Below are 11851 nucleotides of genomic sequence, written 5' to 3' on the forward strand. Positions count from 1 at the left end.
AAAAATTTGCAGTATAGTTACTGCAAATTTTTATTTTATATTTTAATTAATAATTAAATTATTTTCTCACAAAACTTGCAACATCCTTTTCGGAAACCGTTGTTCCTCCAAGAATAATTAATCTCTCCACAACATTTCTCAGCTCTCTTATATTTCCTGTCCATGAAAGGGCTTTTAACGCATCAATCGCAGAGTCGTCAAATTTTTTCAGAGCAGTACCGTGTTCGTCAGAGATCAATCCTGAAAAGTGATCGACCAACAGCTTGATGTCTTCTTTTCTCTCATCCAAAGGCGGAACGTAGATCTCGATAACAGACAATCTGTGATACAAATCTTCTCTGAATCTTCCTGCTTCAATCTCAACTGCCATATTTTTGTTGGTTGCTGCAAGCACTCTTACATCAACTTTTATTTCTTTATCGCTTCCTACCGGAGAAACTTTGCTTTCCTGTAAAGCTCTTAAAACTTTAGCCTGAGCAATTAAACTCATATCACCGATTTCATCTAAGAAAATGGTTCCGCAGTTAGCCTGTTCAAATTTACCCTGCTTATCTTTAATGGCACCGGTAAAAGATCCTTTTACATGACCAAAAAGTTCAGATTCTATCAGTTCGGAAGGGATTGCAGCACAATTTACCTCTACCATTGGACCTCTTGATCTCTCGCTTAAATTATGAATCGCATGAGCAACCAATTCTTTACCCGCACCATTAGGACCTGTAATCAAAACTCTGGCGTCAGAAACTGCCACTTTTTCAATCATCTCCTGAATTTTCTTTAGCGGAGCAGATTCACCGATCATCTGGTATTTTTTGCTTACTTTTTTCTTAAGCGTTTTATTTTCAGTCTGCAGGCTTTTATTTTCTTTTTTTAATGTCTCTTTCACCAAAGCATTTTTTACGCTGGTAATCAAACGGTTAATGTCAATTGGTTTAGATATGAAATCATAGGCACCGTCTCTCAGGCAAGCCACCGCAGAATCAATATCTGCATGACCGGAAATCATGATAAAAGTGGTTTCAGGTTTTAATGCTAAACTTTGTTTAAGAAGTTCTGTACCAGACATTTTGGGCATCTTAATATCAGAAATCACGAGAGCAAAATCTTCTTTTTCGATTTGTTTGTAACCTTCAAGACCATCCTCGGCAATTACAAATTCATAATCAGCAAGTTCGTCCGAAAGAATGCTGTGAAGCACTCCGGATATTGCTTTTTCGTCTTCTACTATCAGTATTTTTAGCATAGTTGCAAATTTAGGTAAATTTTGCGTGATTTGCATCAAAAACCATTCCCAAATATATTATATAGAATAATCTCTTCGTCCGAAAATTGCTGAACCAACGCGTACAGAATTGGCTCCACACTCTAATGCAAGAGGAAAGTCGTCACTCATTCCCATTGAAAGGGTTTCTAATTTTTGAGTCTGACTTAAATCATCAAAAAGACTTTTTAATTTTTTAAATTCCGATCTCACCTGATTTTGATCATCAGTGAACGTTGCCATTCCCATTAATCCTGTAATCTTTACGTTTGGAAATTCACCGGAAATAAATTTTTGGAATAAGTCCACCGTTTCTTCTATTTCCAAACCGAATTTAGTTTGTTCCTCGGCAATTTTTACCTGAAGCAGAACTTTGATTTTTCGGTTGTGCTTTCCTGCTTCTTTATTGATTTCGTTTAAAAGTTTTTCAGAATCAACACTTTGAATGGTGTCAATAAATTCTGCAATGTATTTTACTTTATTGGTCTGAAGATGCCCGATCAAATGCCACTGAATATCTTTTGGAAGTACAGGGTATTTTTCAATCAATTCCTGAACCTTGTTTTCACCAAAAACTTTCTGTCCCAAATCATATACTTCCTGAATCGCTGAAACAGGATGTGTTTTAGAAACCGCTACCAATTCAACTGTCGACGGAAGCTGATTTTTTATTATGTTGTAATTTTCCTGAATATTCATGGATGCAAATTTCTGAAATTTCGAAAAGAAAAACTATTAAATTCTGGAATACTTTGAGAAGAGAAATTTATGAAAAAATCATCCCACAGATCCCACAGATTTTCACAGATGTTTTATATTTTTAATTACACGCAATCATCTGTGAAATCTGTTGAAGATTAGATTTAATTCAGAACTTCATTGATTCTTGGATATTCTGAAATTTTCCTGAATACGAAACGATTGGTTTTCTGTAGTTTTTCAATAAATAGATCAAGTTCGTTAACAGAATTTGCATCTGTAAGATACTGGTCATGCGTGAGAAATACCAAATGTCTTGAAGTTTTTTCTAAGTCATTGAAAAATATACTGTCCACTTTTTTGAGCATTGCCTGATGATTATCTTTGAGTTGCATTTTATGGGTGGGCTTCCATTCTAAATCCCAACCAATTATTTTATAGCCTGCTGTTTTTAATACATTCGCAGCTTCGTTTGAAGTTTTGATGTCGGTACTTGTAATGTTATTAAGTCTCCAGATATTTCTTCCCGGAGTTCTTGCTATTTTATTCAGCAATTTTAAACTGTCTTTTGCCGTATCAAAATCATGAATTACAGCCGCAGGATTCTTGTAGAAATCTGTGTATCTGTTATGAGCATGGGTGTGACTGTGATTGGCTAATTCTATCAACCTGTCTCTCCTCAAAGATTCAAGGTCGTCTTTTTGTTTTTTGCTGCCATTAGCATGTTGTCCTACTAAAAATGCGGTTGCGCAAACATTTCTTTTTTGAAGGATTTTAAGAAGATTTTCAGTTCCACGATTGGGACCGTCATCAAAAGTGAGATAAATTACTCTTTTGTCTGAAATAATATCTTCATCATTTGATTTTAAATTCTGCTTTGCGACGGGAGGCTCTTTAGAGATGATCTTTTCAGATTCTTTCATGTCTTTTTTCTGATTACAACTCGTAAAGAAAATTGATGTTGCGCTTATTACTGCAATCATCCCCAGAAAAGTCCCGTTAAAAGACTTTTCCGCAAAGGTTTTTTTCATAAAAAATGGCGGATATTAAATTGTTAAAAAATGTTAAATTCTATTTGTACAATTAGCAAATTTAATACCAATATTTGTGAAAAAATTGATGATGTAATTAAATCTTAATAATAATTATTTAGACAATACTTCTTGAAGATGTAAACCGTTTTTAATAGCAGATATTCCCCAGGTATTATTGAAAAATATAAATGTTTTTCTATCTGAAATTTTGATTTTATCAGCAAAATCATTTAAAAATTCATCTGAATATTCTGATTTATACAGAATGGGTTTTCCGTGAAGTCTGTAATAAAGAAAATCCTCAGAATTGAGAATCACTTCTTCCGGAAGGTTTCCCGGGAAGCTTACGCCGGAAAAAATAATTTTGTTGTCTGTCAATGTCTTAAAAATTTCATCATTCCACCACGATTCATGACGAAATTCGATAACATTTAAAAAATCAAAATCAATATTCTCCAAAATAAGTGTCAAATGTTGATCGGTGTTTTTAAAAGATGGCGGAAACTGGTATAAAAAACCGGAAAGTTTTTCCTTTAGATGGCTATGAATATGATCACAGAAATCACTGATTTCTTCTTTGCAGTTTTCAAGTCTTTTATCATGTGAAATAGCCTTTGGTATTTTAATAAAAAACTTAAAATCATCCGGAGTTTCATTAAACCATTTTTGAAGTGTTTTTGCGGTAGGTTTTCTATAAAAAGTTGAGTTAATTTCTACCGCATTGAATTGTTGAGAATACAGTATAAGAAAGTCTTTACTTTTTGCATCTTCAGGATACAGCGAACCTTTCCAATCATTGTTGTAAAAGCCGGAACAGCCAATGTAGAGATTTTCTTTTTTCATGTTAGATTTTAACATTTTAAGTTTGGTAAAAGCTGTGAAATATTATCTTTTTTAGATGGCTCAAGTTTTATTTAATATTTAAATCCACAGAATTTAATCTTAATGAATTTAAAATTACCGATAATGAACTGATGCTCATTGCTGCAGCTGCAATCATCGGAGATAGCAAAATTCCAAAAAACGGATACAACAATCCTGCCGCAATCGGTATTCCCAGAACATTATAAATAAATGCAAAGAACAGATTTTCTTTAATGTTTTTTAGAAGTTTTTCGCTCAGAATTTTGGCTTTGGCAACGCCCATAAGATCTCCTTTTAATAAAGTTATTTCAGCAGTTTCAATGGCAATATCGGTACCTGTTCCCATTGCAATTCCTATGTTTGCTTGTGCCAAAGCAGGGGAGTCGTTAATTCCGTCACCGGTCATGGCTACGATTTTTCCTTCTTGCTGCAGTTTTTTTACTTCATTTAATTTATCCTCAGGAAGACAATTTGCTTTAAAGTGTTTAATTCCCAATGCATCTGCAACGGCTTTTGCCGTGTCTTCATTGTCGCCTGTCATCATAACGACATCAATTCCGTCATTCATCAATAATTCAACTGCTCTTTTTGAGCTTTCTTTAATTTTGTCGGTAAAGCTTAAAAATCCTAAGACTTCATTTTCCTGTGCAACATAAGAAATGGTGTGCGCTTTTGATTGGGTTTCAATGGCTTTCTGTTTTAAAATTTCAGGAATTTGAATTTGATTTGAAGTCAGAACATTTTCATTACCGAGATAAACTGTTTTTCCGTTGATGATTCCTTTTAGACCTTTTCCGGAAATGTTCTCAAACTGACTTACTTTTTCAGCAGAAATATTTTTTTCTTTAGCTTTTTTAATGACTGCATTGGATAATGGATGTTCAGAATTTTGGCTTAGTGAATAGGCTAGTTTTAAAATTAGATTTTGATCATTACTTACAGTTTCAATAGCTTCAAGAGAAGGTTTGCCTTCGGTTAAAGTCCCTGTTTTATCGGTAATTAGAACGTTTACTTTATTCATTTGTTCAAGTGCTTCGGCATTCTTAATTAAAATACCGTTCTTCGCACCTTTTCCGATTCCCACCATTAAAGACATCGGTGTTGCAAGTCCTAAAGCACACGGACACGCCACGATAAGAACGGCAACTGCATTTACAAAAGCAAACAGACTTTTTTTACCTTCAGGACCAAAAACTTGCCATAAAATAAATGTAACTACCGCAACAAAAATAACAGTCGGAACAAAAACTTTTGCCACTTTATCAGTTAGTTTCTGAATCGGAGCACGGCTTCGGCTTGCGTCGTTCACCATTTTAATGATTTTTGAAAGCAAAGTTTCGTCGCCCACTTTTTCAGCTTTCATAATGAAAACCTGGTTTCCGTTGATGGTTCCTGAACTTACCTTATCATCCAGTTTTTTTTCAACAGGAATGGGTTCGCCGGTGATCATACTTTCGTCAACCACAGAATTTCCTTCCGTAATTTTTCCGTCGACAGGAATTTTTTCGCCCGGTTTTACTTTTAATAAATCCCCAATTTTTATTTCGGATAATGGAACTTTTTTTTCCTCACCATCTATCATTAAATTGGCCTCATCCGGAGAAAGATTCATCAGTTCTTTGATGGCATTTCCTGTTCTTTTGTGAGCAGCAGCTTCCATAAGCTGACCTAGGATCACTAAAGTAATAATCACGCAAACCGCTTCAAAATACAATGGACTTTCATGACTGTGACCTCGAATTTCGTGAGGAACTATATCCGGGAAAAGCAAAGCAATAATGCTAAACAAAAACGCAGCTGAAACACCTAAAGCAATCAGACTAAACATATTTAAGTTCCAGGTTTTGAATGAAATAAAACCTCTTTTCATCAAAAACCATCCGGAATAGAAAAGAACTGGAATTGTTAAAATAAGTTCAATATAACCTTGAATTTGATGTGAAAAAGGAAAGTCGATCAACATTCCGCCCATTGACAAAATGAAAACAGGAATTGTGAATGCTAATGAAGTGATGAATTTTCTCTTTAAAATATTGAATGTTTCATCTTCTTCGCTATTGCCATTTTTATCGGGATATTTTACGAGATCCATTCCGCAGACCGGGCAACCAACATTGGAATCATACGTTTTATCTCCCTCACAAAACATTGGGCAATAATATTTTCCCGCCATGTCATCAGTAACTTTTGGAGCTTCATGATGTTGATGAACATGTAAATGATTTGAAACGGAATTTTTAACTAGATCTTCTGTGATCTCTTCAAGATGCATGTGGCAAACCGGGCAATCGCTTTTTTCATCATAAATTTTATCGCCTTCGCAGAACATTGGACAGTAATAATCACCGATATGATCTTTAAAATTTTCGGGTAAATTGGTTTTGGAAAAAGCAGTTTTGAAGTTCGGGTCTTTTGCCAGTTTTTCCTCAATAGGAACTAAAAACATATGGCAAATCGGGCATCTTTCACCATGTTTAAAATATACTTTTTCGCCTTCACATTCCATTGGGCAATAGTAAACCGAGGATGGGGAAACTCTATCTTGTGGTTTTAGAAAAGTTTTTTCGGGATGATTGGGATCTTCCAATTTGTAATTTCCTATTTCTTCTAAAGCTGTGTTTAATTTTTCTAAATTAATTTCTTTATCAGAATTGAGGGTTGCTGTGTTGCTTTCTAAATTGACATCAGCTTTTATATTTTCCAGACTATTAAGTTTTTCTGAAATTTTCTTCTGACAACCTGAACAGGTCATTCCTAATATTTTAAACTGCTGTTGCATGATTTTTAAATTTATTCAACAAATTTCCAAAATGAATATAGAAGACTGTTATAAATTTAAGGATAATAGTTATAGAATTTGGGCGTTTTTGTGTTAGAGAGAGAGAGAGCTAGAACCGGAGTGAAAGAAAGTTTAAGGATTATGAAAATCTAAAATTTAAAATTAATTTTAAACTCTAAAACTCTAAAACTCTAAAACTCTAAAACTCTAAAACTCTAAAACTCTAAAACTCTCACACTTGATCCAGAGGTTTTCTGTCCAAGACTTTAAGTTTTTTAAACTCAGTAGGAGTGTGGCCTGTAGTAGTTTTAAATTGGGATGAGAGATGCTGCACACTTTTGTAGCCCATATGTCCTGCAATTTCGGTCAGAGTAAAATCGTTATTGAAAAGCAGTTCTTTTACTTTTTCTATTTTCTGAAGAATGTAATATTGTTCTAAGGTAATATTTTCGTTTTGTGAAAAGACCTTTGATAGGGCACTATAATCTTTGTGAAGTGCATCGCTAAGAAAATTAGACAATATAAAGTTTTCGTCAGTATCTAATCTTCCAACCTTTAAAACAATCAGGTTTTTAATTTTCTCAATCATTTGATGTGCAGAATCTTTAATTCTTTCAAAGCCAATTTCTTCAAGCCTTTTCTCAATATCAAAAAGTTGATTTTCTGGAATTTCAGACTCGGTCTCAACTTCACCTAATGTGATAGCTTTTATTGTAATTTCCTCTTTTTCAAAAATATTTGCCACAGCAGAAATACAGCGGTCACAAACCATATTTTTTACTGAAATTTTCATAACGGATTGCTCAGTCTGTCTTTTACAAATTCTACTTTTGTTTTACCGTGTGGCTTAGGATTTCCGTCTTCATCAAGATTTACCATTACGATTTTTTCAACGGTAATGATGGTTTGGTGGGTCATTTTATTTCGTACAGCACATTTTAAAGTAAGTGAAGTTGATCCGAAAGCCGAAACCTCAATACCAATTTCGATGATATCACCTTGTTTTGCAGAACTTACGAAATTAATCTCTGATATATATTTGGTGACCACCTTTTTATTTTCAAGCTGAATGACAGCATATAGGGCAGCTTCCTCATCAATCCATTGCAGAAGTTTTCCTCCGAAAAGAGATTGGTTGGGATTCAAGTCCTCAGGTTTTACCCATTTTCTGGTATGATAATTCATATTATAGATGATTAAAAATACAAATTTAAGGTTTAAAACTGAATAATTGAATTTAATGGAAATTATAGCCATATTAAAGACTTTGTCGATGTTTTTTATAGCTGAATTACCTGATTGTTTTGATCTTTAAATGGCGGTTTACGATCGAAATGACTTGATTTATACAGGTATTTTATTAATTGAATGTTAAATTTGATATAATCGATGAAATACTTCAAAAAATGTTTTGATATATTTAATTTAATTGTATCTTGCAAGCGTTTATATTAGGAATCAATATCATGTTCATTATTATGTTGCTTTTCTTTTATACCAGAATTTATATTAATTTTTAATTTTTTTTTTACAATGAACATTTTTGTTTCAAACATCAATTACGCAACTAAAGAATATGAGTTGCACGATTTATTCGCAGAATTTGGCGATGTATCATCAGCTAAAATTGTTACAGACAGAGAAACTGGTCGTTCTAGAGGTTTCGGTTTCGTAGAAATGGGTGACGAAGAAGGAGCTCAAGCTATCGAAGCGCTTAATCAAAAAGAACTTAACGGTAAGATTCTTAACGTGTCTGAGGCTAAGCCAAGAGAAGAAAAACCAAGAAGAAGTTTTGATAATAACAGAAGCGGAGGTGGAAGTTATGGTAACAACCGTGGAGGAGGTAACAACTCTGGAGGTGGTTACGGAAACAACAACAACCGTGGAGGTAACGGCGGCGGCGGAAGTCGTTGGTAAAAAATTGAAGCGGCTTTTTAGCCGCTTTTTTTATGTCTTTATTTATTGTAAAAATTATGAAGTATAAAAATAAATAAAAACTGGATTTGGTGTAAGTATTGAATATTCGGATAAAATAAATTGAATCAAAATGAAGAAATATTTATTCATACTCTTAATGTTGCTTAGTGGTTTAAGCATTGCACAAAATATCTACAACGGTCAAAACCTCGAACAAAACAAAAGGTATTGGTCAGGGAATAATCAATATTATTTGATTTTTCAGAACGATGGTAATCTGGTTGTATATAAAAGAAATGATGTTTCTATGTGGAGTTCAAATACTGCTGGAAAAGGGAGTAGAGCGGTTTTCCAGGACGATGGTAATTTGGTAGTCTATAGTCAAAGTGATGCAGTTGTCTACAGCACAAATACGAATGCAAGACGTGCAGACAGATTGACTATGCAAGATGATGGGAATCTCGTTATTTATAATAGATCAAACCCATTATGGTCATCTAATAGAAAGCCCGGTAATAACGGAGGTAATTCTGGTTTTAGAGATACTTCTTCTATTAATCCAGGATATGTATTTCGTAGAAGTTTAAAGCTATATTCTTCAAACCGTTTCTATAATTTATCTTTTCAAAATGACGGTAATCTTGTTCTGGCGAATAAAAATGGTAATCCTATCTGGAGCTCAGCGACAGATAACAAAGGAGGGAGAGCAGAATTTCAGAATGATGGAAATTTGGTAGTGTACGATTCTTATGAAAAAGCAATCTGGTCAACAAATACATCTAATAAAGATGCTAGAAAATTAAAGATTCAGGATGATGGAAATCTTGTAATTTATAACAATAACAATTCTCCTGTCTGGAGCTCTGAAACGCAGAGATAATGCAATTATTGATTGATGAGACAAAGCATTACGAGCAAGGGTAATACTTTATTTTTCTAATCTTTTTTCTTCTTCTTTTTCTTATCCTTTCCTTTTTTATCTTTCTTCGAATTTAAAATTTCTTCAGCTAGTTGCAATGTCGGAGATTTTACTTTTACAGGTTTCGTTTCAGTTTCAAAATATTCTTGGAAATCATCCTTTGAAACCAGATTTTCTTTAAACAAAAATTCTAAAATTTCTTTTCCAGAATTGTTGAAGAAATCTTGTGTAAGTTCTTTCAGTAAGAATTTTTTATAATCATCGAACGGAATACCAACGCTGTACTTAAAAATTCTCCCTTCTTTTTCCGTAGATAAATAACCTTTTTCAACCAGTATTTTTAAGTAAGTAGAAACCGTATTCTGATGCGGTTTTGGCTCAGAATGCTTATCCATAACATCTTTAAGATAAAAGGAATTGAGATCCCAAAAAAGCTTCATTAAATTTTCTTCTGCTGATGTAAGATGATTTATTTTCATATTTGAGTTTAAAATTATAAGATATAAGTATTTTTATAAAATGCTTATTTAATCGTTGTTTCCATAGGAATCACTTCAGTTGGCAAATCGTTGCGTTGATACTTATTGTTGCAATAAAGATAAATAAAAGAAACCAAAACAGCGATACCGGCTCCCATAAATACTTCTTTTACAGTATGTCTTTTCAGAATAACTCTTGTAATTCCTACCAAGATTGCAATCACTAACCACACAAATCCGATTTTTATATCAAATGCAAAGAATAAAGCAGCTACAAATACATTGAAGGCAGTGTGCATCGAGCTTTTGATATATAAATTACTAAATTGTAAAGCGAATAAAAGGATCAGAATAAACAACATTACAAAATCTATAAATCCGTTTTTTATATAATTGAATGTCAGGTAAGAGATAATACAAACAGCAATGAAGATATACAGGCTTTTTCTCTGAACACGATTGGATACATCCATATTTGTGTAACGACCGGTTTTTACGTTCCAAACAATCCATAAAATGACAGGAAGAATGGTTATCAGCAAAATGGGTAAAAAGTGTGTTAGCGCATCTTTAAAAGTGTAATTCTGAATACTGAAATACACAAAATAAATAAACAGAGAAACCAGCGGATTAAAAAAATCTGAAATAATTCTTGAAACAGTTTGTAATAATGAGGTCTTTTTTTCTTCCATATTGAAGTTTGTGATGTAAATATAACATTATAACTAAAAAAACAATTGGTATGTATATAATAAAAACAAAGTTTTTTTTATATTTTTGCTCAACTATTTCATAATAAATAAGCAAGAAGCTAGCACATGAAAGAATTTTCTAAAGAGGTATACCTGAAGTGGTATGAAGATATGACAATGTGGAGAAGGTTTGAAGACAAATGCCGTTCTCTTTATTTAAAACAAAAAATCAGAGGTTTTTTACATTTGTACAACGGTCAGGAAGCTATTCCGGCTGGTTTTACTCATGCAATGGATTTAACTAAAGACAGCATGATCACTGCTTACAGATGTCATATTCATCCAATGGCAATGGGAGTAGACCCAAAAAGAATCATGGCAGAACTTTGTGGCAAAGCTACAGGTACTTCCGGAGGTATGGGAGGATCTATGCACATTTTCAGTAAAGAACACCGTTTCTATGGAGGTCACGGTATTGTAGGAGGACAAATTCCTTTGGGCGCAGGTATTGCTTTTGCAGATAAATTCTTTGACAGAAAAGCAGTAAACATTTGTTTCTTCGGAGACGGAGCTGCAAGACAGGGTTCTCTTCACGAAACCTTCAATATGGCAATGAACTGGAAACTTCCTGTAGTATTTGTGGTTGAAAACAATCAATATGCAATGGGAACTTCTGTGAAAAGAACTGCTAATCACGAAGATATTTACAAATTAGGTTTAGGGTACGAAATGCCTTGCCTTGCTGTAGATGCAATGGATCCTGAAAAAGTGGCTGAAGCTGCTTACGAAGCAATTGAAAGAGCAAGAAGAGGTGACGGACCGACATTTATCGAAGCCAGAACCTACCGTTTCAGAGGTCACTCGATGTCTGATGCAGAACCATACAGATCTAAGGATGAAGTTGCTATTGCCAAAAAAGATGATCCTATTGAATTGATCAAAGCGAGAATCTTAGAAAACAACTGGGCGACAGAAGAAGAATTGGAAGCTACAGACAATAAATCAAGAGAATTTGTAGAAGAATGCATCGAGTTTATGGAAAATTCTCCATACCCGACTGCAGAAAAAATCTATGAGTATGTTTACGCTCAGGAAGATTATCCATTCTTAGACAAATTAGAAAACTAAAAAATAATAATTAATTTGATTTTTTGAATTTGGGATGTCTAATCTCAAATCTCGAATCTCGAATCTCAAATCAATATAG

12 protein-coding genes are annotated in these 11851 nt (G+C 33.6%); 3 read left to right on the top strand and 9 right to left on the bottom strand.

The annotated features are described in order from the left end of the window. Positions 1-58: 58 nt before the first annotated feature. The 7 genes from ACZZ9T_RS11845 to ACZZ9T_RS11875 all read right to left on the bottom strand — a co-directional run bounded on the left by ACZZ9T_RS11845 (position 59) and on the right by ACZZ9T_RS11875 (position 7822). Entirely contained in the window at positions 59-1243 is a 1185-nt protein-coding gene (locus tag ACZZ9T_RS11845) for a sigma-54-dependent transcriptional regulator (RefSeq protein WP_463442257.1), read from the bottom strand. Between the two features lie 57 nt (positions 1244-1300). After that, complete coding sequence (locus tag ACZZ9T_RS11850; RefSeq protein ID WP_463442258.1) at positions 1301-1960, bottom strand: YggS family pyridoxal phosphate-dependent enzyme; 660 nt, start codon at positions 1958-1960, stop codon at positions 1301-1303. A 164-nt stretch (positions 1961-2124) separates the two neighbouring features. Next, positions 2125-2991 carry a polysaccharide deacetylase family protein gene (locus tag ACZZ9T_RS11855; protein ID WP_463442259.1) on the bottom strand — a complete coding sequence of 289 codons (867 nt, stop codon included), beginning with the start codon at positions 2989-2991 and terminating at the stop codon, positions 2125-2127. Positions 2992-3105: 114 nt separating this feature from the next. Beyond that, positions 3106-3837, bottom strand: a complete 732-nt coding sequence (locus tag ACZZ9T_RS11860; protein WP_463442260.1) for a DUF72 domain-containing protein — start codon at positions 3835-3837, stop codon at positions 3106-3108. 67 nt (positions 3838-3904) lie between these two features. Further along, positions 3905-6637 carry a heavy metal translocating P-type ATPase gene (locus tag ACZZ9T_RS11865; RefSeq protein WP_463442261.1) on the bottom strand — a complete coding sequence of 911 codons (2733 nt, stop codon included), beginning with the start codon at positions 6635-6637 and terminating at the stop codon, positions 3905-3907. Positions 6638-6869: 232 nt separating this feature from the next. Further along, positions 6870-7430: a helix-turn-helix domain-containing protein gene (locus tag ACZZ9T_RS11870; protein ID WP_463442262.1), complete on the bottom strand. Its 561-nt coding sequence runs from the start codon at positions 7428-7430 to the stop codon at positions 6870-6872. Then, a complete protein-coding gene (locus tag ACZZ9T_RS11875; protein WP_463432386.1) occupies positions 7427-7822 on the bottom strand; it encodes an acyl-CoA thioesterase in 396 nt (131 codons plus the stop codon). Before ACZZ9T_RS11875 ends, ACZZ9T_RS11870 begins: the two co-directional genes overlap by 4 nt. A 348-nt stretch (positions 7823-8170) precedes the next feature. Here ACZZ9T_RS11875 and ACZZ9T_RS11880 point away from each other — a divergent pair, with 348 nt between their 5' ends. Continuing rightward, positions 8171-8554, top strand: a complete 384-nt coding sequence (locus ACZZ9T_RS11880) for an RNA recognition motif domain-containing protein (protein ID WP_463432388.1) — start codon at positions 8171-8173, stop codon at positions 8552-8554. Between the two features lie 130 nt (positions 8555-8684). Beyond that, complete coding sequence (locus ACZZ9T_RS11885; RefSeq protein ID WP_463442263.1) at positions 8685-9434, top strand: bulb-type lectin domain-containing protein; 750 nt, start codon at positions 8685-8687, stop codon at positions 9432-9434. Positions 9435-9490: 56 nt separating this feature from the next. Here the strand turns inward: ACZZ9T_RS11885 and ACZZ9T_RS11890 are convergent, their stop codons facing one another. After that, positions 9491-9952: a BlaI/MecI/CopY family transcriptional regulator gene (locus tag ACZZ9T_RS11890; RefSeq protein ID WP_463442264.1), complete on the bottom strand. Its 462-nt coding sequence runs from the start codon at positions 9950-9952 to the stop codon at positions 9491-9493. 44 nt (positions 9953-9996) lie between these two features. Beyond that, positions 9997-10644 carry a phosphatase PAP2 family protein gene (locus tag ACZZ9T_RS11895; protein WP_463442265.1) on the bottom strand — a complete coding sequence of 216 codons (648 nt, stop codon included), beginning with the start codon at positions 10642-10644 and terminating at the stop codon, positions 9997-9999. Positions 10645-10770: 126 nt separating this feature from the next. Here ACZZ9T_RS11895 and pdhA point away from each other — a divergent pair, with 126 nt between their 5' ends. Continuing rightward, on the top strand, positions 10771-11772 hold the full coding sequence (pdhA, locus tag ACZZ9T_RS11900) for a pyruvate dehydrogenase (acetyl-transferring) E1 component subunit alpha (RefSeq protein ID WP_463442266.1): 1002 nt from the start codon (positions 10771-10773) through the stop codon (positions 11770-11772). Positions 11773-11851 lie beyond the last annotated feature (79 nt).

The sequence above is a fragment of the Chryseobacterium sp. AC417 genome (assembly GCF_979258215.1).

Coding starts and splice junctions, on each gene's coding strand:
- pdhA (WP_463442266.1), top strand. CDS start 10,771: ATGAAAGAATTTTCTAAAGAGGTATACCTGAAGTGGTATGAAGATATG.
- ACZZ9T_RS11880 (WP_463432388.1), top strand. CDS start 8,171: ATGAACATTTTTGTTTCAAACATCAATTACGCAACTAAAGAATATGAG.
- ACZZ9T_RS11855 (WP_463442259.1), bottom strand. CDS start 2,991: ATGAAAAAAACCTTTGCGGAAAAGTCTTTTAACGGGACTTTTCTGGGG.
- ACZZ9T_RS11875 (WP_463432386.1), bottom strand. CDS start 7,822: ATGAATTATCATACCAGAAAATGGGTAAAACCTGAGGACTTGAATCCC.
- ACZZ9T_RS11895 (WP_463442265.1), bottom strand. CDS start 10,644: ATGGAAGAAAAAAAGACCTCATTATTACAAACTGTTTCAAGAATTATT.
- ACZZ9T_RS11845 (WP_463442257.1), bottom strand. CDS start 1,243: ATGCTAAAAATACTGATAGTAGAAGACGAAAAAGCAATATCCGGAGTG.
- ACZZ9T_RS11860 (WP_463442260.1), bottom strand. CDS start 3,837: ATGAAAAAAGAAAATCTCTACATTGGCTGTTCCGGCTTTTACAACAAT.
- ACZZ9T_RS11850 (WP_463442258.1), bottom strand. CDS start 1,960: ATGAATATTCAGGAAAATTACAACATAATAAAAAATCAGCTTCCGTCG.
- ACZZ9T_RS11890 (WP_463442264.1), bottom strand. CDS start 9,952: ATGAAAATAAATCATCTTACATCAGCAGAAGAAAATTTAATGAAGCTT.
- ACZZ9T_RS11865 (WP_463442261.1), bottom strand. CDS start 6,637: ATGCAACAGCAGTTTAAAATATTAGGAATGACCTGTTCAGGTTGTCAG.
- ACZZ9T_RS11885 (WP_463442263.1), top strand. CDS start 8,685: ATGAAGAAATATTTATTCATACTCTTAATGTTGCTTAGTGGTTTAAGC.
- ACZZ9T_RS11870 (WP_463442262.1), bottom strand. CDS start 7,430: ATGAAAATTTCAGTAAAAAATATGGTTTGTGACCGCTGTATTTCTGCT.